Consider the following 20,526-nt stretch of genomic DNA (forward strand, 5'->3'; position numbering starts at 1 on the left):
CGGCTACCGTGTAGGACTCAGCGCGGCTTGCGCATTCGCGTGCGGCGTCCGGCCAGGGCTGCGACGCCCAGCATCAGCGCTGCCAGCGTCCACTGGCCCCATTGCGAAAGCGTGGGAATGGCCGCGGGGCTGCCGCCGGCAGCGGCGGCCAGCACGGCCACGCCGCCCGGGTCACTGATGAAGGCGTTCACATCCAGGTCGTCATCGCCGTTCCTGCCGTCCTCAATCGTCAGCGTCACGCTGTTGTCGCTGGCGTTGAACTGCGCGCCGGTGAAGTGATACCAGTGCGGCGTTGCGTTGTCGGACGTGGGGCCGTACTTCCAGTACTGTGCATTGCGGGGCAGATTGTTCGGGAACGTGAGCTTGATGCTCACCGTGGATCCCGGCGCACCGTTGTGGACAGCGAAATCGAACAGGCCCAGCGGGAACTGAAGATTGGCAGGCGGTGCATCGGCAGGTGACCTGATGTGCCCCTGCAGCGGGATGAAGCCCGCAGTCTGCGCCGGGCCTGTTCCCATGGGTGTGAAGACCCATGGGCTTCCCGCAGCAATCTCTGCTGAGACCGTCGTTCCGCCCACGGTACCGGTGATGGTGCTCAGAGAGTGGGGGGGCAGGGTGATCGTGAAGGTCTGGTTCACGGGCGTTGCCGCGGCGTACTCGGCATCGCCGGCCTGGCTGGCCTGCAGCGTGCAATCTCCCGTGCGCATCAGCCGCAGCGAGGTGCCGGTGACCACACAGGTCTGAGGAGTGAGGCTGCTGAAGCTGATCGGCAGGTTGGAGTTGGTTGCGGCGGCGTTTGCCAGCGACAGGGCCTGGGGGCTCAGATAACGCAGGGACGAGAAATCGAAGGTGATGTTCTGGATTGCCTTGCCGACTGCAATCTGTACCGAGCCGGTGGCCTGTGCATGGTTGGCATCGGCCGCCTTGGTCGCCGTCACCGTGCAGCTGCCTACGGCCGTGCCGGTGACGGTGTTGCCGAACAGCGTGCAGTTGCCAGCGCCTGCCGTCAGCGCCAGCGTGAGCACACCGCTGCCGCTGCCGCCAGTGACGATGACCGTGCTGGAGTCGCCTTTGGGAATGCTGGCGGGTGATGCCACCACGGACAGGGCCACCTGGCTTGCCTGTGACACCGTCACCGAAGTGCTGGCCGTGGCCTCTTCATGGTCGGCATCCGCTGCCTTGGTGGCCGTGACCGTACAGGTTCCGACACCCAGGCCGGTGAGCGTGGAGCCCGCGATGCTGCAGGGGCCCGCGACGCTCAAGCCGATGGCGCCGGTGCCCGAGCCGCCCGTGGTGCTCAGTTGCGAAATGCCGCCAAAGCTGATGGCTGCAGGACTGGCCTGCACCGACAGTGCTGTCTGTCCAGCCTTGGCCACGATGACGGTGGTGCTGGCGCTGATGGCCTGGTGGTTGATGTCGCCAGCCTTGGTGGCCGTGATGGTGCAACTGCCGGCGCCAATGGCACTCAACTGGTTGCCCGTCACCGCGCAGAACTGGGCACCACCCGTCACGGCGTAGGTGACGGCGCCGCTGCCCGAACCCCCAGTGGTCGCCAGGGTTGCCGTGGCGCCGAAGGTCAGGGTCGAAGGCGTGGACTGCACGCTCAGGGTGACCTGGGCTGCAGGGGTCACGGTCACCACGGTGGTGGCCAGCGTGTCCTGGTAGTTGGCATCGCCCAGCTTGGTGGCGGTCACTGTGCAGGAGCCCGTGCCTTCCGCAGTGAGCGTGTTGCCGTTGACGGAGCAAAAGGCGGCTCCATCCGTGATGGAAAAGCCCACGGCGCCGGACCCTGCGCCGCCACTGGTTGACAGCGCGGCCGTGCTGAAGGCCGCCAGCGTGCTGGGTGTTGCCATCGCCGTCAGCGCAGGCTGCTGGGCCTTGATCACCGAGATGTCCACGGTGGTCGTGGCGGCCAGGTAGCTGGCGTCTCCCGCCTTGGTCGCCGTCACGGTGCAATCGCCCACAGCCGTGGCTGTGACCGTGTTGCCTGTCAGGGTGCAATAGGCCGCGCCTGCAGTTACGGCGTAGCTGATGGCGCCTTCGCCAGAGCCGCCGTTGGCGCTCAGCGTGGTGGTGCCGGCATAGGGCAGGGTCTGCAGTGCTGCACTTGCCGTCAGTGCAGCCTGCGGGCTCTTGTCATTGGTCAGCGAGAACGAGGTGCTGGCCGCCCCTGCCTGCGCGGTCACGGTATAGCTGCCGGCGAACAGGTTGGCCGTGGCACTCAGCGATGCGATGCCCTGGTCGTTGGTCGTGACCGAGGTTCTTGTGGCAAAGGTGGTGGATGGCCCCGATGCGGCAGGCGCATTGAAGTCCACCATGATGCCGGCAAGCGGCTGGTCGTCGATGTCGGTGACCTTGACCGACAACGGCGTGGCAAAAGGCTGCTGGATGCGGGTGGACTGTTGAGAGCCAGTGAGCACCGCCATGGCCGCAGGTGGGCCGAAAGGATCGATGCGAAATACCAGACCATTCGAAAGGCTCTCGTTTGCGCTGAGAGCGCTGTTCGAAGGGTTGGTCAGGCCGTTGGTGCCCGATGTGGTGGTGGCGCCGCCCACGGAAAGAAGGGTCCTGCCCTGCACATTGGTTGCGGCCAGGCTGCGCATGGCCTCGTTTTCCGAGGTGCCCAGGAACCCTGCATAGTTCCAGTTGTTCGGATCGCTGGTTGCGATGCTGACCAGGAAGCCGTCCTGCTTGCCTCCTGGCGTGGTGGACAGGCCGCTTTGTGCCTTGACGGGAAAGCCTGCGCCATTGCTGGTGCTGCCCGTGGCGAACCACTGCACGCCGTCGCCGGCCAGCCCTTCCACGCTGTCGTAGCCATTGCCACCCAGGTAGGTGGCGTCCAGCACCTGGTCTCCTGATGCATTCAGACGCAGCACAAAGCCGTCCATGCCGGTGCTGCGCGCGGTCTGCGGCCCTAGGCCCTTGCGCAGTCCGCCGTTGTCGGCAGGAAAGTTGTCTGACCCGGTCTCCCCGCCCACGAGCAGTGAGCCGTCATACATCAGGTTCAGTGCCAGTGCACGGTCCGCACCGGCCCCCGAGCCTGTCAGCAGCGTGAAGTAGTCGAAGGCGCTGCCGTCGGCCCGGATCTTGGCGACGAAGCCGTCTGATCCATCGATGGCGCGCGAATTGATTTGTGTCCTGAGGCCCGTGGCGCCCGGCATCCCCGAGACAGAGTCGGTAGCGCCAGCCACATAGGCCGCGCCGGTGCCGTCCACGGCAATGGCATATCCGATGTCGGCGCCGCCGTCGCCGCCGATGTATCCGGCGTACTCCAGCCCGCTGCCTGAAGCGTCGATGCGGGCCACGAAGGCATCCCGCATTTCTGACTGCGCAGGGCCAAAGCCGTGGTTGAGCTGCGGCCCGTTCACGGCAGGAAAGCCTTTGCCTTCCGTGAATCCGGTCACGTAGGCCCTGCCGCTGTTGTCCAGAGCCAGGGCATTGGCCTGATCGTCACCCGTTCCACCAATCAGGCCCGAATACAGAATGCCGGCACCGTCTGGTGTCAGGCGCGTGACGAAGGCATCCCTATCCGTCGTGCTCTTGCTGCGCCGAAAGCGTTGGTTGGCATCTGTGCCAAGCAGGGGGAAGCCGGTGGATTCCGTGCTGCCCGCCAGGTGGATGCGGTTTTGTATGTCCACGGCCAGGCCGTTGCAGGCGTCGTCTCCCGATCCGCCCACATAAGTGACGCTCAAGGGGACACCCTTGGGATCGAATCTGACGACGAAGGCATCCTCGCCACCTTTGCTGCTGCCCGCGTTGGGCAGGTCGGACGATTGCGTCACGCCACAGGCGTAGGTGTTGCCGTCGCTGTCTCGCGCCACGGCGTTGACCTGGTCGGCCGAGTTGCCTCCGACCAGGCCCGAGTAGCCGGTCCAGGCCGGATCGATGACCAGCGGCAGGCCTTTGTCATGGCTGCCCAGCTCAAAGCCCACGCGCCAGGTGGTGGCGTCCACCTGCTCCAGCCGATAGCGGGCGGGCACGTCCACGCGGCCATTGCCCCGGGGTTGGTAGACCAGCGGTGCATCGTCGGTGAAAAGGTCGTTGCCTATGCTCCACTGAAGCGCTCCCGAGGGCAGGATGCGTGCATCCGTGGCACCTTCCACGCGCAGCCAGACCAGCGAGGCATCGGCGCCAGGCGCCAGCTCAAACTGGTACTTGAGGCCACCGGGCTCACCCTGGAAGACGGCATCGATGCCGGGCCAGACACTGCGGTAGCCCAGCGCACCGAAGCTGCGCAGGCCCGTGCGCCATTGCGCGGCTTCGCCGACCAGCCAGTGGTACAGCGTGGGCGAAGGCTGCATGCCCTGCGGCGCCGACATGGTCCCGTTCTCGAAGCTGTAGCGCAGGCGCGAATCCGGGCGCAGGCTCAGGCTCCGGGCCACGCCGGATGCGGCCACCGACCGGCCTTGCACGCTGGTGGCCCGGCCGGGCAGGTCGATGCTCATGCCTTGCGCGTCGAAACTGATGCGCTTGCCTGAGGCCATGGCGCGAAAGCCGGCCCCGGGCATTTCTATGAAGCGGTTGTCCCTGCCAGAGAACTCGCGTTGCACCAGGGGATCGGCCTGAGCCCCCGTGGTCAAGGTCAACAGGGTCAAGGCCGCAATGGAACTGCGCATAGGTGTACTCAGCTCCGTGCGGGGAAGATGCCCTGCAAGGCGATGATGAAGTTCATGACCAGGTAGGGCGGAAGATTGTTGTGTGGCTGGCTGTCGCCCGCAGCTTGAGGGGGAGCCATGGTGACCGCAGAGGTGTTGGAGGCTGGCGCGATGTACGGGCGCGTCGGTGCGGTGCCCAGGACGGCGCCTGCCGGGCTGGCTACAGCGGGATCCGCAGGCGTGCCCGCTCGGGCCAGATGGCTGTGGACGGGAATTTCCGATGCCTGCAGCGTCACGGTTTCAACACCGCCGGATTCGCCCAGATCGCGCAGTGACAGTCCAGGTCCTTGGCCCGGGTGCATGGGCATGCGGCCCTGCAAGTCGGGAAGCGCGAAGTTGGACTTGCCATTTCCACCGTATGTCGTTCCCAGCAGGGAAAACAGCGCCGTGCTCTGAGATATCGGCATGAGCTGACCATCGCAAAAGGCCCAGCCCTGGGGTGCGAAGTTGAATCCGCCAATGCGGATTTCGGCGACGAAGGGATCGGACATGGTCTTCAGGTCGGAGAAGGAAAGAGGCCTTGCATGGCCATGCAAAAGCTCAGTGCCAGATAGGGCGGCATATTGAGGTGTGGCTGGCCGCCGCCCACATTGGCCAGCAGGGCTGGCATGGTCGTATCACCGCTTTGCGCATAGTGGCCGCGCGCCGCTGCAGGCAGGTTGCCGTTGCCCGATGTCGCCTGGCCCGTAGTGCCGGAAGCGGCCATGGCGTGGCTGTGCTGCGGTATCTCTGACAGGGTCAGGGTGTGGGTTTGCTCGCCTGCTCTCTCTCCCTGCGTATGGCCGGCTCCCATGTGCATGGGCATGCGGCCGCGCAGGTCGGGCAGTGCAAAGTTGGTCTGCCCGTCGCCACCGTAGGTGGTGCCCAGCAGCGAGAACAGTGCCTGGTTCTGGTTGATGGGCAGCAACTGCCCATTGCAAAGAGCCCAGCCTTTGGGGGCGAAGTTGAAGGAGAAGACGCGAACCTCTCCGAGAAAGGGGGTAGACATCAGGTGGGGGAGGGATAGATGCCGAACAGCGAGATGATGAAGTTCACGCAAAGGAAGGGCGGCATATTGGTATGCGGCTGCGACCCTCCTGCCGAACTCACCATCGATGCAGCCATGGGCGTGGCGGGGACGCCGTTCACAAAGGCCTTGTGATCCCTGTGCTTGGCAAACACTGCGTCGGCGGGCGAGGCCAGAAAGCCTGTGCCCGAGGACGCGGGAACGCCGTGCGTGTGGGCTGGAATCTGATTGACGGTCAGCGTGACGTCTTCGACTCCAGCGGCCTGAGCCAGCGGGAATCCGTTGCCTGCGTGCAGGGGGATGCGGCCACGCATGTCTGGCAGGGCGAAGGTGCTTTGGCCATCACCGCCGTATGTCGTGCCGATCAGAGTGAAAAGGGTTTCGTATTCCGAGATGGGCATTTGCTGCCCTTCGCAGAACATCCAGCCTGCCGGCGCGAAGTTGCCGGCAAACATGCGGATTTCCCCAACAAAGGGTTGAGCCATGACAGGGTGGGGTTAGTAAACGTTAATAATTGCAAAATAGTTTAGTATGGCAACCTGTTTCGCAGCAAAAATATTTTGCTTCTGTTGCTTGGGCAGGAAGGGCCACGATGAAGACAGGACGCCGTGCTTTCATGCAGGTTGCAGGGGCCTTTCCCGCTGCAGCGGCCGTTTCCGGGATTCCAGTGATCGCCTGTGCGGCTGGCATGGAGTTGCGCCGCAGCCACTTTCAGCCGCTGCTGGGCCATAGCTTCTCGATAGCAGGAGAAGTTTCCGAGTTACGTTTGGTTTCGTTGGCAGCGCTGCCGCACACACTGCATGGCGACCGCTCTTTCAGCGCACTGTTCGAGTTGTCCCGCCCTGGCGCGTTGCTGCAGGACACCTGGGAAATCTCTCATCCGGCTCTGGGAAGCCACGCCGTCTTCCTGAGCCCCAGCGACGCGCGAGGCGGTCTGCTGGAAGCCGTGTTCAACCGCGGCTGAGCGCCGCGGTCCTGCGCATGCGCAGGTAGATGCCTTCCTGGTCCTGCTCGACAAAGCCCAGGCGCGTATACAGGCGCCGGGCTGGATTGTTGGCTTCCACGAACAGCTGCATGTCGCGCCCTTCTTGATCTGCCCAGCCGGCCAGCCATTGCATGAGGGCCGTGCCCAGTCCCTGGCCTTGAACAGCGGCGTCGAGCGAGATGTCCATCACTCCCAACGGCCCGGGTGCGAGATTGAGGTAGAGCCGGCCTATAGGCAGACCTGCCCTCTCGATCACGAAAAACGCGCCGTGTGCGTAGTGCTTGCGGTAGTGCTGGTCCTGCAAAGCGAACTGCGAATCGCAGAATGCATGCTTTTCTGCTTCGCTCCAGGGCACGGGCGCCAGTTCGGCAGCGCGTACCTGGCGGTACAGGGCGCGGAGAAAAGCGTAGTCGGCTTCTTCGACCAGGCGCAGCCGCACATCCTCCAGATACAGCGGCGGCAACTCGGGCACGAACGGATCAGACGGCATGGGAAAAGCAGGCCTCGTAATCGACATGGCCTGCCGACTGCGCAATGGGCGTGATGAAGATGGCGTAGTCACCGAGCTGCGCATGGCGCACGCGGTAAGTGCGCTGCGGCAGCTGCGGCTGGCGCGGACCGCGAAACACCAGGGAGAACTGCAGCATGCCGGGCGTGTCGGCCGATGTCTGCATTGCGCTGAGCACTTGCATGTCGATGCCGATGGTGTGCTCGCCCTCCGCCATGAAGAAGCTCACGGTCTGCTGGGCCAGGGACTGGGCGTCGTTCCAGGACAGGACTCTGGCATACAGCGCGTCGTCCAGTTCGACGTTGGACGGGGACAAAGAGGTTGCGGACATGGGCGGCAGTCTGATCGGTGGGGCTGGCAGGCACAGAGCGGCAGCATAGCCCATGCACAGGCGGCGGTTTTCTTCTGCTGAGACCTCAACTGCCTCAACCCCCCCAGCGCAGCACCAGCGGATCGAGCCGCCGCGCAATGTCCAGCAGCTGGCGGCGCACCTCGGGGTGCATGGGCGGCCAGGGCGCGCGCGGCGCGTCGCAGGCGATCACGCCGCCGGCCTTCATCAGCGCCTTGGCGGCCAGGAAGCCGGCCTGGCGGTTTTCGTGGTTGATCAGGGGCAGCCAGCGCTGGTAGAGGGCGAATGCGGTGTCGGGGTCGCCGTTTCTGTGGGCTTCGATGATGGGGCGTATGCCGTCGGCAAAGCCGCCGCCCGTCATGGAGCCCGTGGCGCCGGCCTCCAGGTCGGCCAGCAGGGTGATGGCTTCCTCGCCGTCCCAGGGGCCTTCGATGGCCTCGCCGCCCAGGGCGATGAGTTCGCGCAGCTTGCCGGCGGCGCCTGCGGTTTCCATCTTGAAGTAGCAGACCTGCTCGATCTCGCGGGCCATGCGCGCGAGGAAGGCGGGGGACAGCGGCGTGCCTGCGGCGGGCGCGTCCTGCACCATGATGGGAATGGCGATGGCATCGGACACGGCCTGGAAGAAGCCCTGGATCTGGGGCTCGCCGAAGCGGAAGGTGGCGCCGTGGTAGGGCGGCATGACCATCACCATGGCCGCACCCATGTCCTGCGCGCGGCGGCTTCGCTCGGCGCACACGCGCGATGAGGTGTGCGTGGTGGTGACGATCACGGGCACACGGCCCGCCACATGTTCCAGCGCCGTGCGCGTGAGGGTCTCGCGCTCGTCATCGGCCAGCAGGAACTGCTCGGAGAAGTTGGCCAGGATGCACAGGCCGTCCACGCCCGAGTCGATCATGAAGTCCAGGCAACGCTTCTGGCTGGCCAGGTCCAGCGTGCCGTCCTCGTGGAAGGTGGTGGGTACCACGGGGAAGATGCCGCTGTAGCGCGGCCGAGAAATTCCGGGCATGGCGTGCTCCCTCATTCGACGATGCGGAACTGGTCCAGGTACTCGGTCTTGAGCGTGAGGCCCAGGCCCGGCACATCGTCCCTGAGCTGCAGGAAGCCGTTCTCGGCCACGGGCTCGCCGTCGAAGATGTACCAGAACAGCTCATTGCCCACTTCCACGTCGAAGATGGGGAAGTACTCGGCCATGGGCGAGGCCAGCGTGCTCATGGTCAGGTGGTAGTTGTGCATCTGGCCCGCATGCGGGATGACGGGCACGCTGAACGCCTCGCACAGCGCATTGATCTTGTGCGCGGCCGTGATGCCGCCCACGCGGTTGGTGTCGTACTGCACGACGCTGACGGCCTTTTTGTCGAGCAGCTGCTTGAAGCCGTAGAGGCTGAACTCGTGCTCGCCGCCCGAGATCGGAATGCTGGTGAGCCGGTTGAGTTCGGCGTAGCCGTCGATATCGTCGGCGATCACGGGCTCCTCCAGCCAGCGCGGCTCGAACTTCTCCAGCTTGGGCAGCATGCGCCTGGCGTACTCCAGGTTCCAGCCCATGTAGCACTCCAGCATCAGGTCGCAGTCGTAGCCTATGACCTCGCGCACGGCCTCGACCGAGCGCAGGTTCTCGCGCACGCCTTCCTGCAGATGGGCCGGGCCGTAGCCGAAGCGCATCTTGAAGGCCTTGAAGCCCTGGTCCAGGAATTTTTGCGCCTCTTCCTGCATGGCCTTGAGGTCGGTGCGGTAGAGCTTGCTGTAGTAGCAGGGAATCCTTTCCTTGGTGCGCCCGCCCAGCAGCTTGAACACAGGCTTGTTCACGCTCTTGCCCAGGATGTCCCAGATGGCCAGGTCCACGGCCGAGATGGCGGCCATGGTCACGCCCTTGCGGCCCCAGGCGTGCGTGGCGCGGTACATGCGCTGCCACAGGTATTCGTAGTCCCACGGGTCGTGGCCGATGACCAGGGGCGCCAGGTACTCGTCGATGATGGCCTTGGCGATGCGCGGCGCCAGCGCCACGTTGCCCAGGCCGACGATGCCGTCGTCGGTCTCGATCTCCACCACCGTCCAGGAATGGAAGCGGAAGGTGGACATGGTCTCCTGCGGCGCATAGAGCAGGTCCATGGCGTTGGAGCAGAAGTTGCCCTGGGGCGGCACGGTCTTGCCTTGCCATTCGTAGACGCGGGCGCGGACGGATTTGATTTTCATGATGGTGAGGGCGGGGGAGTGAAGTCAGTCAGGACAGGCGCGCGGCGCCCATGCGGCAGGCGATCAGGAAGGCCTGCCAGGTGGCCTCCACGCTGGCCCGGCCCTGGCCCGCGATGTCATAGGCCGTGCCGTGGGCCGGCGTGGTGATGGGGATCGGCAGGCCGCCCTGCACGGTCACGCCGCGCGAGAAGCCCAGCAGCTTGATGGCGATCTGGCCCTGGTCGTGGTACATGGTCACGATGGCCTGGTACTCGCCGGCCTGGGCCTTCAGGAAGATGGTGTCGGCCGGGAAGGGGCCGTGGAACGGGTCGGGCGTGGGCCAGTCGCGGGCCTGCAGCGCGCGCACGGCCGGCGCGATGATGTCGATCTCCTCGCGCCCGCAGGTGCCGCCGTCGCCGTTGTGCGGGTTGAAGCCCGCAATCGCCACCTTGGGGGCCGCCATGCCGCTGGCCAACAGCGCGCGGTAGATCAGCTCGGCCGCCTGGGCGATGCGCTCCTGGCTCAGATAGCCGGCCACGTCCCTGAGCGGCACATGGGACGAAATGCGCGAGGTCCACAGATCGCCCAGCGTGTTGAATTCGCAGAAATAGCCGCTCACACCCAGGTACTCGGCAAAGTGGTGCAGCTCGTCCTCATGGCGCAGGCCGCCCAGCTTCATGGCCTGCTTGTTGAGCGGCGCAAAGCAGATGGCGTCGATCTGGCCGGCCTGGGCCGCGTCCATGCACCGGTCCAGCACCTGCAGCACCGAGCGCCCGCCTGCGGCTTCGGCACGACCCTGGTGCACGGCATCGGGGGCCACCGTGTCCAGGGCCAGGAAGGCGGGCAGGGCGGTATCGGTGCGGCCCCGTGCAAGGGCCATGCTGGCGATGGGCGCGGTGGCCACCTGCAGGCCCGCGATGCGCTGGCCCTGCTGCCACAGCCAGGGGTCGCCGGCCAGCACGATGTTGGCCTTTTGCATGGCCTCGGGCCGCGCCAGCAGGCGTGCGATCAGTTCGGCGCCTATGCCGGCGGGATCGCCCAGGGTCAGGGCGACGACGGGAAGTTCGGATGCGGGCATGTGCGGCTCAGTCGATCTTGATGTGGTTCTTGCGGATGATTTCGCCAAAGCGCTGGTACTCGGCGTTGTGCAAGGCAATGAACTCCGCCTGGCCCATGGGCTGCAGCTCGGCGCCCACGGCCTCCAGGCGCGTGCGCGTCTCGGGCATGGCCAGCACCTTGTTGACCTCGTCGTGCACCCGGGCCTGCACGGCGCGGGGTGTGGCCGCTGGCATGTAGATGCCGTACCAGGCGCCTATCTCCACGCCGGGCAGGCCGGCCTCGGCCAGCGTGGGCACCTGGGGCAGCTGGGCGTTGCGCCGGGGCGATGTCACGCCCAGGGCGCGCAGCTTGCCGGCCTTGATCTGGCCGATCACCGAAGGCATGGTGTCGAAGCTCATCTGCACCTGGCCGCTGACCAGGTCTACCAGGGCGGCGGCGCTGCCCTTGTAGGGCACGTGGGTCAGTTCAATGCCGGCCGCGTCCTTGAACATCTCGGCCGCGATGTGCTGGGTGCTGCCCGTGCCGCTGCTGGCGAAGTTGATCCTGCCGGGCTCCTTGCGGGCCAGGGCGACCAGTTCCTGCACCGAGTTGGCGGGCAGGCTGTTTCCCACCACCAGCACGTTGGGCACTGCGCCCACATAGGCCACCGGCACCAGGTCGCGGTTGCTGTCGTAGCCCAGCTTGAGCAGGTGCGGGGCGATCGCATGGGCCGTGACCACGCCCATCACCATGGTGTGCCCGTCCGTGGACTTGGCCGTCATGTCCACGGCCAGGGTGTTGGAGACGCCGGGGCGGTTTTCCACGATCACCGGCTGGCGCAGCAGCGGCGCGAGCCGGTCGGCCACGGCGCGTGCCATGGCATCCGTGCCACCGCCCGGGGCCGAGCCCACCAGCATGCGCACGGGCCGCGCGGGCCAGTCGGGCGGGGTTGGCGGGGTTGGCGGGGTTTGAGCGGTGGCGAGCGAGGGCAGCAGGGCGGCTGCGGCCAGCAGGATGCGGCGTTGCATGTCTTGTCTCCGGTGCTTTTGTTGTGGGTCCATGCTAGGCAGGCAATTGATTGCCGTAAACTGAAAATTGCTGATGAATAGATAACTCCAGGCAATCAATTCAAAGGGACTTCCATGGGCTCCATCGACCGCAGGGACAGCACGCCGCAACTGCTCAACCGCCTGCGCATGCGGCAGGTGGCGCTGATGCTGGCCATAGAGGAGCAGGGGACGCTGCGCGGCGCTGCAGCCCGGCTGGGCCTGAGCCAGCCGGCGGCCACCAAGATGCTGCATGAGCTGGAAGGCGCGCTGGGCCTGCCGCTGTTCGAGCGCGTGGGCCGCGGCCTGCAACTGAACGCCGCCGGCGAGCGCGTGACGGGCTACTTCCGCCACCTGCGCGGCGGCATGGAGGCGCTGAACCGCGAACTGCAGGAACTGCGCGAAGGCAGCGCGGGGCGGCTGGCCGTGGGCAGCATCATGGCGGCCTCGCCGGGCCGCCTCACGCAGGCGCTGCTGGCGCTCAAGCGCCAGTGGCCGCTGTTGTCCATCGAGGTGGCCGTGGACACCAGCGACCGGCTGCTGGCGCAGTTGCAGGACGGGGTGCTGGAGGTGGTGGTGGGCCGTCCGGCCGGGCCGTCCGACGCGGATCACCGGTTTTGCTCGCTCGATGATGAGGCCCTGTCCATCATCGCGGGCTGCGGCCATCCGCTGGCGCGTGCCCGCAGCGTGGGCTTTGCGCAGTTGCAGGCCCATGGCTGGGTGCTGCAGCCGCCGGGCAGTCCCATGCGCGCGCTGATCGACCAGGAGTTCCAGGCCCACGGCCTGCCGCTGCCGCGCGGCCTGATCGAGACGGGCTCCATCCTCACCACCATGAACCTGGTGCGCAACTCCGATCTGGTGGCCGTGATACCGCAGGCCGTGGCCCGCGACCATGCCGCGCACGGCATGGTCCGCATCCTGCCCTATCGCATGCGCCGCAACCTGCAGGCCTACGGCAGCCTGGTGCGCCGCGACCGGCCGCTGAGCCAGGCGGCCGCCAGCTTTCTGGCGCTGCTGCATGGGCAGGAGCCGCCGCCGGCATCCGCGCCCTAGCCGATGTACCGCGCCAGATGCGGGCTGACCCGCTTGCAGTAGCTCTTGCAGACGCGGCGCAGCACCTGGGCGGTGTCGGTGACGCCGGGCGACGGGCTCTTGGGGTACCAGGTGGTGATGCGAAAGGAGGGTGGCGTGGGCAGATCCAGCTCCACCAGCTCCCCGCTTGCCAGCTGCGGCGCCACCAGCATGCCGTGCATGATGGCGACGCCCAGGCCCTCGCGCACCAGCGAGACCAGGGCCGCCAGCGAGGGCGATCCCGAGATGCGCAGGTCGCTGGAGACCATGCCGCTTTGCACGGCCAGTTGCTGTGCCATGGCCACGGCCTGCTCGTAGGGGCCGGTGCCGCGCATCTGTGTCAGCAATTGCTTGCCCAGCGCCTTGTGCAGTCCATCCTTCCTGGGCACCAGGCCCCGCCTGGCAATCCAGTGCACGGGCACCTCCAGCAGGTTCTCGACCACGGCGAACTGGGGGTCCACGCCGCTGCCGGTGCGCACGATCAGGTCCAGGTCGCGCCGCATCATCTGCTCCGACAGGTGGGTGCTCAGATCGACGGTCAGGTCCAGCTCGATATGCGGCAGGCTGGCGCCCATCGCCTTGACGAATTCGGGCAGGAAGGTGTGTACCGCCGTCTCCAGCACGCCGACCCGCAGGCGGCAGCCGATGGCGTCGTCGGACCTGGCGGCACGCTCCAGGGTGCGTGCGGCTTCGATGACGGCCTCCGCATGCCGCAGCAGCCGGGCGCCGGCGTCGGTGATCTGCAGCGTCTTGCGGTCCCAGTGGAACAGGGTCACGCCCAGGTCCGACTCCAGCCCGCGTATGCGCATGGAGACGGCACCGGGGCTGGCGTGGACCAGTTCGGCCACGCGGCGCACGCTGCCGATGCGTGCCAGCAGCACAAAGGTTTCCAGAAAGCGGATGTTCATGGGGGTCTGCGCGGGCTGCGGTGGCTGTTCAGTTTTTCTGGGAGAGGCTGCGCACAATTCCTGAGTGGACCGGTGGCCTGCTGCTTTTTACATTGGGAGGCATCTCCACTCAATAGAGGCTCACCCATGACGCACTGGACCCATCCGACCGAGTTCCGACAGGAGGTGCGCGCCGGCCGCTTTCGCGGGCAGACGGCAGGGCAGTGCCCCGGCTACACCCAGGGCAACCTGGCGATATTGCCGCGCGAGTGCAGCGAGGAGTTCCTGCGCTTTGCTCGCCTCAACCCCAAGTCCTGCCCGCTGATCGGCGTGACCGAGCCCGGCAGCAGCCGCGTGCCCGAACTGGGCGATATCGATCTGAAGACCGACCTGCCCTCGTACTGGGTGTTTCGCGATGGTCACAGGGCCGAGCAGGTGAATGACCTCACGGACTTGTGGCGCGACGACCTGGTGGGCTTCGTCATCGGCTGCTCCTACTCCTTCGAGGATGCGCTGCGCGAGGCGGGCGTGCCCGTGCGCCATATCGACGAGGGCCGGGGCGCGCCCATGTTCATCACCGACATTGCCAACGGTCAGGCGGGCCGGTTCGGTGGCCGGATGGTGGTCAGCATGCGGCCCATGACGGCGGCCCACGCCATCCGCGCCATCCAGGTCACTTCGCGCTTTCCCAGCGTGCATGGGGCGCCCGTGCACCTGGGCGATCCCGCGCAGATAGGCATTGCCGACATCGACAGGCCGGACTTCGGCGAGCCCATGGCGCTCAGGCCGGGAGAGATTCCCGTGTTCTGGGCCTGCGGCGTGACGCCCCAGCAGGCCATACGCTCGGCGGCCCTGCCATTCGCCATCACGCACGAGCCGGGCCACATGCTGGTGACGGAGTTGCGCAACAGCCATCTGGCCGCGTTCTGACGGCCTGCCTGCCTGGCTTGGGGCCCGCTTCGGCGGGCCTTTTTCTTTGCGTCGCTGGCCGGCAAGGGGCCGCTCCTGTTCAGTTTTCGTGAACAGAGGGGGCGAAAACTTCTCGATGGACGCGGTCCAGGGTCACTTTTAGATTGGACGCCAGTGGTGGGCACCGGCGGAGGGCCGTGCTCCAGGCCACGGTTTTCCTGACTTCAACTTCGAGACAAACGGGTTCCGACACCATGCAAGAACGCTCCATTCCCCATGACAGGCGCTGGCAATTCTGGATAGACCGTGGCGGTACGTTCACCGATGTGGTGGGCAAGCGGCCCGATGGCAGCCTGGTCACGCACAAGCTGCTGTCGGAGAACCCCGAGCAGTACCGGGACGCGGCCGTGGCCGGCATCCGCCACCTGCTGGGGCTGGCGCCGGGCGAGCCGGTCCCCGCCGATCAGGTGGAGTGCGTGAAGATGGGCACCACGGTGGCCACCAATGCGCTGCTGGAGCGCAAGGGCGAGCCCACGCTGCTGGTGACCACGCGGGGCTTTCGCGATGCGCTGCGCATCGCCTACCAGAACCGTCCGCGACTGTTCGACCGCCATATCCAGTTGCCCGAACTGCTCTACAGCGAGGTGGTCGAGGCCGTGGAACGTGTGGATGCCCATGGGAAGGTGCTGCGCGAGCTGGACGGGCTGCACCTGCACACGGCGTTGGCCGCAGCCCATGCGCGCGGCTTGCGCAGCGTGGCCATCGTCTTCATGCATGGCTACCGCCATACGCGGCATGAGCAGATGGCGGCGCGCATTGCGCGGCAGTTGGGTTTCACGCAGGTCAGCACTTCGCACGAGACCAGTCCGCTGATGAAGTTCGTGAGCCGGGGCGATACCACGGTGGTCGATGCCTACCTGTCTCCCATCCTGCGCCGCTATGTGCAGCAGGTGGCTGCAGAGATGCCGGGAGTGCGGCTGTTCTTCATGCAGTCTTGCGGAGGGCTGTCCGACGCGGGCAGTTTTCAGGGCAAGGACGCCATCCTGAGCGGGCCGGCCGGAGGCATCGTGGGCATGGCGCGCACGGCGGGCCTGGCCGGGCACGACAGGGTCATCGGTTTCGACATGGGTGGCACATCCACCGACGTCAGCCACTATGCAGGCGCCTTCGAGCGCGAGTTCGAGACCCAGGTGGCCGGCGTGCGCATGCGCGCGCCGATGATGAGCATCCACACCGTGGCCGCCGGCGGCGGCTCGGTGCTGGCCTATGACGGCTCGCGCTTTCGCGTGGGACCCGAGAGCGCGGGTGCCCATCCCGGCCCGGCGAGCTATCGCCGCGGCGGCCCCCTGGCCGTGACCGATGCGAACGTGATGGTCGGCAAGGTCCAGCCGCGCTACTTTCCCAGCGTGTTCGGGCCTGCCGCCAACGAGCGACTGGACGGCGAGGCCGTGCGTGTCCGCTTCGAGGAACTGGCGCAGCAGACGGGGCGCACTCCCGAGGACGTGGCCGAGGGCTTCATCCGCATCGCCGTGCAGCAGATGGCCAACGCCATCAAGAAGATCAGCGTGGCGCGCGGCTATGACGTGACGCGCTACACGCTGCAGTGCTTTGGCGGCGCGGGCGGCCAGCATGCCTGCCTGGTGGCCGATGCCCTGGGCATGACCCGTGTGTTCGTGCATCCGCTGGCCGGCGTGCTCAGCGCCTACGGCATGGGCCTGGCGGACCAGACCGTCATCCGTGAGCAGGCGATGGAGGTGGCGCTGTCTGCTGCGGCCTTGCCGCTGATCGCGGAGTCGCTGGATTCGCTGGGCGACGCGGCCAAGGCCGAGCTTGAGCGCCAGCAGGTCGGCGCCAGCCCCGTGCAGGTACGCTACAACGTGCATGTGCGCTATGAGGGCACGGATTCCGCCCTGGCCGTGCCCTTCGGCGGGCTGGATGACATCCAGGCGGCCTTCGAGTCGGCCTATCGCCAGCGGTTCGCCTTCCTGATGGCGGGCAAGGGCCTGGTGGTGGAAGCCGTTTCCGTCGAAGCCGTGATTGCGGGCGATGCGCCCAGCGAGCCGGTGCAGCCGGAGCATCCGCCGCGCGAGCATCCGCGCCGCGAAACCGTGCGCATGTACACCGGCGGCGCCTGGCATGGCGCGGCCCTGGTGGTGCGCGAGGACCTGCGGCCCGGCGACGTCATTGCCGGCCCGGCCATCATCGCCGAGCGCAACGCCACCACCGTGATCGAGCCTGGCTGGTCGGCCAGGCTCACCGGGCTGGATCACCTGGTGCTGGACCGGGTGGTGCCGCGCAAGGTCGAGTACGCGGCCGGCACGACGGTGGACCCTGTGCTGCTGGAGGTCTTCAACAACCTGTTCATGAACATTGCCGAGCAGATGGGCCTGCAGCTGCAGAACACCGCCTATTCGGTGAACATCAAGGAGCGGCTGGATTTCAGCTGCGCGCTGTTCGATGCCCGGGGCCATCTCATCGCCAACGCGCCGCACATGCCTGTGCACCTGGGCTCCATGGGCGAAAGCATCCAGACGGTGATCCGCAGGAACGCCGGGCGCATGGCCCAGGGCGATGTCTATGTGCTCAACGACCCCTACCAGGGTGGCACCCATCTGCCGGACATCACCGTCATCACGCCGGTCCATATCGCCGGCGAGGCATCTCCGACCTTCTACGTCGGCAGCCGGGGCCACCATGCCGATGTGGGCGGCATCACGCCGGGCTCCATGCCGCCGTTTTCCACGCGCATCGAGGAAGAGGGCGTGCAGATCGACAACTTCAAGCTGGTCGATCGCGGCGTGCTGCGCGCCCAGGAGATGGTCGAGCTGCTGCAAAGCGGCGAGTACCCGAGCCGCAACCCGCAGCAGAACCTGGCCGACCTGAAGGCCCAGATCGCGGCCAATGAAAAAGGCGTGCAGGAGCTGCACAAGATGGTGGCGCAGTTCGGCCTGCCCGTGGTGCAGGCCTACATGGGCCATGTGCAGGACAACGCCGAGGAGTCGGTGCGCCGCGTCATCACGCGGCTCAGGGACGGGCAGTTCACGCTGGAACTGGACAACGGCGCGCAGATCCGCGTGGCCGTCACCGTCGATACGGCCGAGCGCAGTGCCGTCATCGATTTCTCGGGCACCAGCGTCCAGCAGACCAACAACTTCAATGCGCCGCGCGCCGTGTGCATGGCGGCCGTGCTCTATGTGTTCCGCACGCTGGTGGACGACGACATCCCGCTCAACGCGGGCTGCCTCAAGCCTTTGAAAGTCATCATCCCCCAGGGCTGCATGCTCAACCCCAACCCGCCCGCTTCGGTGGTCGCGGGCAATGTGGAGACCTCCACCTGCATCACCAACGCGCTGTTCGGCGCGCTGGGCGTGATGGCGGGCAGCCAGCCCACCATGAACAACTTCACCTTCGGCAATGCGCACCACCAGTACTACGAAACCATTGCCGGCGGCAGCGGCGCAGGCGCGGTGCTGGACGCCGAGGGCCGGGTGGAGCGCGGCTTCAACGGCACCAGCGTCGTCCAGACGCACATGACCAATTCGCGCCTGACCGATCCGGAGGTGCTGGAGTTCCGCTTCCCCGTGATGCTGGACAGCTATGAGATTCGCGACGGCTCGGGCGGCGGCGGGCGCTGGCACGGCGGCAACGGCGGCGTGCGGCGCGTGCGCTTCCTGGAGCCCATGACGGCCAGCATCCTGTCCAACGGGCGCCTGAATCCGGCCTTCGGCATGGCAGGTGGCCAGCCGGGGCAGCCGGGCATCAACCGTGTGCTGCGTGCCGATGGCCAGGTCGAGGAACTGGACCACATCGGCGCCGTGCACATGCAGCCGGGCGACATCTTCGAAGTCTGCACGCCGGGGGGCGGCGGCTACGGAACGGCGGCCTGACACGCCGCCAGCAGGGGGCATGGCGCGGGCGGGGGAGGGCCGCCCGGCCAGGCCCGGATCACAACCGATGGAGTGCCATTGAATGCAAGACGCTTCGCGCAGCCGAAGTGCAAGGAGACAACAAATGACAAGCCTTGACAACGCAAGGACCCTGGCCGCAGAGCAGCCCCGGGGCCACTGGCTGGGCCAGCTCGAGCCCAAGGAAAAGCGGGCGCTGACGGCCTCGTTCGGCGGCTATGCCGTGGACGCCTTCGACTACTACACGCTGCCCCTGGTCACCCCGATCCTGCTGTCGCTGTGGGGCATGAGCAAGACCGAGGTCGGCCTGATCGGCACCTCGACGCTGGTGGCCTCGGCCATCGGCGGCTGGATGGCCGGCATCCTGGCGGACCGCTACGGGCGCGTGCGTGTGCTGCAGTGGACCATCCTCGTGTTCGCGCTTTTCACCTTCGCCTGCGGCCTGGCGCAGACGCCGGGCCAGTTGCTGCTGGCCCGCACGCTGCAGGGGCTGGGCTTTGGCGGCGAATGGGCCGTGGGCTCGGTGCTGATCGCCGAGACCATACGGCCGGCTTTCCGTGGCAAGGCGGTGGGGCTGGTGCAAAGCAGCTGGGCTATAGGCTGGGGGGCGGCCGTGCTGGTGTCCATGGCGCTGTTCTCGTTTCTGCCGCCCGAGATCTCATGGCGGGCCATGTTCCTGCTGGGCCTGCTGCCGGCCCTGTTGATCCTGTTCATCCGCCGTTCCGTCAAGGACCCCGAGGTCTACCTGAAGACCCGCGCCGCCGTGGGCCGGGGCGAGCGCAGCGGGCACTTCCTGGACATCTTCAAGGGCGGCATGCTCAAGACCACGGTGCTGGCCAGCCTGATGTTCACCGGCATGCAGGGCGGCTACTACGCCATTGCCGTGTGGCTGCCCACCTTCCTGAAGAACGAGCGCCACCTGACGGTGCTGGGCTCGGGCGGCTACCAGTTCATGTTCATCTTCGGCGCCTTTGCAGGCTACCTGTGCGGTGCCTACGCCTCCGACCGGCTGGGCCGGCGCCTGGCCTTCACGCTGTTCGCCATCGGCGCCGGCAGCCTGGCCTATGCCTATACGCTGCTGCCCATCACCGATGCCTGGATGCTGGTGCTGGGCTTTCCGCTGGGCTTTTTCATGTCGGGCATCTTCAGCGGCGCCGGAGCCTTCCTGGCCGAGCTGTTCCCCAACGAACTGCGAGGCTCTGGCCAGGGCTTTTGCTACAACTTCGGCCGCGGCATCGGGGCCACCTTCCCTGCGCTGGTGGGCGTGCTCAGCGACCGGCTGGGACTGTCGCTGGGCATGGCCATCGGCATCTGCGCCACGGCGGGCTACGTGATGGTGGTGTTGTTTGCCATGTGCCTGCCGGAGACGCGAGGCCGGGATCTGGCCGCGCAGTGAAGCGCTGGCCAGACCGGCCCCGGCACGCTCAGTAGCTGCCCATGTAGTCGCGCTTGCCGACCTCGACGCCGTTGTGGCGCAGCAGGGCATAGGCGGTGGTCACATGGAAGAAGAACTGCGGCAGGCCGTAGTGCAGCAGGTAGGCGCTGGCGGTCAGCTTCTTTTCCTTGGGCGTGCCGGGGCGCAGCACGATCTCGCGGGACTCGCTTTGCGCGAACTGCTCGGGTGCGAACGAGCCCACATGGTCCAGCGCCTTGGCGATCAGCGCCTGCAGTTCGGCAAAGCTGGTCTGCGTGTCGGGCCACGAAGGCACCTCGGCGCCGGCCAGGCGCGAGGCGATGCCCTTGGCGAAGTCCGCAGCAATCTGCACCTGGCGCACCAGCGGGAACATGTCGGGGAACAGGCGGGCCTGCAGCAGGGCGTCGGGATCGATGTTCTTCTGCGCGGCGTGTTCCTCGGCCTTTTTGAGCACGTCGGACAGGGCCTTCAGCATCTGCTGCAGGACGGGAATGGAGGCGGTGTACAGGGGGCTGGTCATTGCGGGCTCGCTAAGGATTGTGAAGGGCTGGCAATCGCATGCACCTGCATCCGTCGCCAGCCGG

At 66.7% G+C, this 20,526-nt stretch carries 17 protein-coding genes; 5 read left to right on the forward strand and 12 right to left on the reverse strand.

Going from position 1 to position 20,526, the window contains the following annotated elements; genetic code table 11:
* Nucleotides 1-17 precede the first annotated feature (17 nt).
* Genes DTS01S_RS06445 through DTS01S_RS06460 form a run of 4 tightly spaced genes read right to left on the reverse strand, consistent with a single transcriptional unit; the run spans nt 18 to nt 6,116 of the window.
* Nucleotides 18-4,616 (reverse strand): IPTL-CTERM sorting domain-containing protein, encoded by a 4,599-nt coding sequence (locus DTS01S_RS06445; RefSeq protein WP_061287456.1) that lies wholly within the window; start codon nt 4,614-4,616, stop codon nt 18-20.
* Nucleotides 4,617-4,624: 8 nt separating this feature from the next.
* On the reverse strand, nt 4,625-5,146 hold the full coding sequence (locus DTS01S_RS06450; protein WP_016451309.1) for a phage tail protein: 522 nt from the start codon (nt 5,144-5,146) through the stop codon (nt 4,625-4,627).
* 5 nt (nt 5,147-5,151) lie between these two features.
* Nucleotides 5,152-5,643 carry a phage tail protein gene (locus DTS01S_RS06455; protein ID WP_016451310.1) on the reverse strand — a complete coding sequence of 164 codons (492 nt, stop codon included), beginning with the start codon at nt 5,641-5,643 and terminating at the stop codon, nt 5,152-5,154.
* The gene (locus tag DTS01S_RS06460) at nt 5,643-6,116 is read right to left on the reverse strand and encodes a phage tail protein (protein ID WP_017404347.1); all 474 of its coding nucleotides are present in this window, start codon (nt 6,114-6,116) and stop codon (nt 5,643-5,645) included. Before DTS01S_RS06460 ends, DTS01S_RS06455 begins: the two co-directional genes overlap by 1 nt.
* A 137-nt stretch (nt 6,117-6,253) precedes the next feature.
* Here DTS01S_RS06460 and DTS01S_RS06465 point away from each other — a divergent pair, with 137 nt between their 5' ends.
* Nucleotides 6,254-6,625, forward strand: coding sequence for a DUF6916 family protein (locus DTS01S_RS06465; RefSeq protein ID WP_026062123.1), 372 nt, complete (start codon nt 6,254-6,256; stop codon nt 6,623-6,625).
* On the opposite strand, the gene DTS01S_RS06470 is transcribed toward DTS01S_RS06465, so the two are convergent.
* The 6 genes from DTS01S_RS06470 to DTS01S_RS06495 all read right to left on the reverse strand — a co-directional run bounded on the left by DTS01S_RS06470 (nt 6,612) and on the right by DTS01S_RS06495 (nt 11,738).
* Nucleotides 6,612-7,136 (reverse strand): GNAT family N-acetyltransferase, encoded by a 525-nt coding sequence (locus DTS01S_RS06470; RefSeq protein WP_017404349.1) that lies wholly within the window; start codon nt 7,134-7,136, stop codon nt 6,612-6,614. The genes DTS01S_RS06465 and DTS01S_RS06470 overlap by 14 nt on opposite strands.
* Entirely contained in the window at nt 7,126-7,485 is a 360-nt protein-coding gene (locus DTS01S_RS06475) for a DUF6916 family protein (protein WP_061287457.1), read from the reverse strand. Before DTS01S_RS06475 ends, DTS01S_RS06470 begins: the two co-directional genes overlap by 11 nt.
* Before the next feature lie 94 nt (nt 7,486-7,579).
* On the reverse strand, nt 7,580-8,509 hold the full coding sequence (locus DTS01S_RS06480) for a dihydrodipicolinate synthase family protein (RefSeq protein WP_061287458.1): 930 nt from the start codon (nt 8,507-8,509) through the stop codon (nt 7,580-7,582).
* Nucleotides 8,510-8,520: 11 nt separating this feature from the next.
* Nucleotides 8,521-9,693 (reverse strand): L-rhamnonate dehydratase, encoded by a 1,173-nt coding sequence (locus DTS01S_RS06485; protein ID WP_017404352.1) that lies wholly within the window; start codon nt 9,691-9,693, stop codon nt 8,521-8,523.
* Nucleotides 9,694-9,721: 28 nt separating this feature from the next.
* Nucleotides 9,722-10,750 carry a 4-hydroxythreonine-4-phosphate dehydrogenase PdxA gene (locus DTS01S_RS06490; protein WP_017404353.1) on the reverse strand — a complete coding sequence of 343 codons (1,029 nt, stop codon included), beginning with the start codon at nt 10,748-10,750 and terminating at the stop codon, nt 9,722-9,724.
* A 7-nt stretch (nt 10,751-10,757) separates the two neighbouring features.
* A complete protein-coding gene (locus DTS01S_RS06495; RefSeq protein WP_061287459.1) occupies nt 10,758-11,738 on the reverse strand; it encodes a Bug family tripartite tricarboxylate transporter substrate binding protein in 981 nt (326 codons plus the stop codon).
* A 114-nt stretch (nt 11,739-11,852) separates the two neighbouring features.
* On the opposite strand from DTS01S_RS06495, the gene DTS01S_RS06500 reads away from it, so the two are divergent.
* Nucleotides 11,853-12,809 (forward strand): LysR family transcriptional regulator, encoded by a 957-nt coding sequence (locus DTS01S_RS06500; protein ID WP_017406738.1) that lies wholly within the window; start codon nt 11,853-11,855, stop codon nt 12,807-12,809.
* Here the strand turns inward: DTS01S_RS06500 and DTS01S_RS06505 are convergent.
* The gene (locus DTS01S_RS06505) at nt 12,806-13,735 is read right to left on the reverse strand and encodes a LysR family transcriptional regulator (protein WP_017406737.1); all 930 of its coding nucleotides are present in this window, start codon (nt 13,733-13,735) and stop codon (nt 12,806-12,808) included. The genes DTS01S_RS06500 and DTS01S_RS06505 overlap by 4 nt on opposite strands.
* Before the next feature lie 126 nt (nt 13,736-13,861).
* On the opposite strand from DTS01S_RS06505, the gene DTS01S_RS06510 reads away from it, so the two are divergent.
* From DTS01S_RS06510 to DTS01S_RS06520, 3 genes are all read left to right on the forward strand, one after another.
* A complete protein-coding gene (locus DTS01S_RS06510; protein ID WP_017406736.1) occupies nt 13,862-14,644 on the forward strand; it encodes a putative hydro-lyase in 783 nt (260 codons plus the stop codon).
* A gap of 233 nt (nt 14,645-14,877) precedes the next feature.
* Nucleotides 14,878-18,510: a hydantoinase B/oxoprolinase family protein gene (locus tag DTS01S_RS06515; RefSeq protein WP_017406735.1), complete on the forward strand. Its 3,633-nt coding sequence runs from the start codon at nt 14,878-14,880 to the stop codon at nt 18,508-18,510.
* A 124-nt stretch (nt 18,511-18,634) separates the two neighbouring features.
* The gene (locus DTS01S_RS06520) at nt 18,635-19,924 is read left to right on the forward strand and encodes an MFS transporter (protein ID WP_017406734.1); all 1,290 of its coding nucleotides are present in this window, start codon (nt 18,635-18,637) and stop codon (nt 19,922-19,924) included.
* Nucleotides 19,925-19,952: 28 nt separating this feature from the next.
* Here the strand turns inward: DTS01S_RS06520 and DTS01S_RS06525 are convergent, their stop codons facing one another.
* Complete coding sequence (locus tag DTS01S_RS06525; RefSeq protein ID WP_047473888.1) at nt 19,953-20,462, reverse strand: DUF1993 domain-containing protein; 510 nt, start codon at nt 20,460-20,462, stop codon at nt 19,953-19,955.
* Between the last annotated feature and the right edge of the window lie 64 nt (nt 20,463-20,526).

Origin of the sequence: Delftia tsuruhatensis NBRC 16741, from assembly GCF_001571325.1 — a bacterium.
GTDB lineage: Bacteria > Pseudomonadota > Gammaproteobacteria > Burkholderiales > Burkholderiaceae_C > Comamonas > Comamonas tsuruhatensis.

What these genes read in the sequence shown, in the direction of transcription:
- DTS01S_RS06515 (WP_017406735.1), top strand. Translation starts at nt 14,878, where the DNA reads ATGCAAGAACGCTCCATTCCCCATGACAGGCGCTGGCAATTCTGGATA.
- DTS01S_RS06475 (WP_061287457.1), bottom strand. Translation starts at nt 7,485, where the DNA reads ATGTCCGCAACCTCTTTGTCCCCGTCCAACGTCGAACTGGACGACGCG.
- DTS01S_RS06510 (WP_017406736.1), top strand. Translation starts at nt 13,862, where the DNA reads ATGACGCACTGGACCCATCCGACCGAGTTCCGACAGGAGGTGCGCGCC.
- DTS01S_RS06460 (WP_017404347.1), bottom strand. Translation starts at nt 6,116, where the DNA reads ATGTTTGCCGGCAACTTCGCGCCGGCAGGCTGGATGTTCTGCGAAGGG.
- DTS01S_RS06450 (WP_016451309.1), bottom strand. Translation starts at nt 5,146, where the DNA reads ATGTCCGATCCCTTCGTCGCCGAAATCCGCATTGGCGGATTCAACTTC.
- DTS01S_RS06490 (WP_017404353.1), bottom strand. Translation starts at nt 10,750, where the DNA reads ATGCCCGCATCCGAACTTCCCGTCGTCGCCCTGACCCTGGGCGATCCC.
- DTS01S_RS06525 (WP_047473888.1), bottom strand. Translation starts at nt 20,462, where the DNA reads ATGACCAGCCCCCTGTACACCGCCTCCATTCCCGTCCTGCAGCAGATG.
- DTS01S_RS06500 (WP_017406738.1), top strand. Translation starts at nt 11,853, where the DNA reads ATGGGCTCCATCGACCGCAGGGACAGCACGCCGCAACTGCTCAACCGC.
- DTS01S_RS06445 (WP_061287456.1), bottom strand. Translation starts at nt 4,616, where the DNA reads ATGCGCAGTTCCATTGCGGCCTTGACCCTGTTGACCTTGACCACGGGG.
- DTS01S_RS06465 (WP_026062123.1), top strand. Translation starts at nt 6,254, where the DNA reads ATGAAGACAGGACGCCGTGCTTTCATGCAGGTTGCAGGGGCCTTTCCC.
- DTS01S_RS06520 (WP_017406734.1), top strand. Translation starts at nt 18,635, where the DNA reads ATGACAAGCCTTGACAACGCAAGGACCCTGGCCGCAGAGCAGCCCCGG.
- DTS01S_RS06505 (WP_017406737.1), bottom strand. Translation starts at nt 13,735, where the DNA reads ATGAACATCCGCTTTCTGGAAACCTTTGTGCTGCTGGCACGCATCGGC.
- DTS01S_RS06470 (WP_017404349.1), bottom strand. Translation starts at nt 7,136, where the DNA reads ATGCCGTCTGATCCGTTCGTGCCCGAGTTGCCGCCGCTGTATCTGGAG.
- DTS01S_RS06455 (WP_016451310.1), bottom strand. Translation starts at nt 5,643, where the DNA reads ATGTCTACCCCCTTTCTCGGAGAGGTTCGCGTCTTCTCCTTCAACTTC.
- DTS01S_RS06495 (WP_061287459.1), bottom strand. Translation starts at nt 11,738, where the DNA reads ATGCAACGCCGCATCCTGCTGGCCGCAGCCGCCCTGCTGCCCTCGCTC.
- DTS01S_RS06480 (WP_061287458.1), bottom strand. Translation starts at nt 8,509, where the DNA reads ATGCCCGGAATTTCTCGGCCGCGCTACAGCGGCATCTTCCCCGTGGTA.
- DTS01S_RS06485 (WP_017404352.1), bottom strand. Translation starts at nt 9,693, where the DNA reads ATGAAAATCAAATCCGTCCGCGCCCGCGTCTACGAATGGCAAGGCAAG.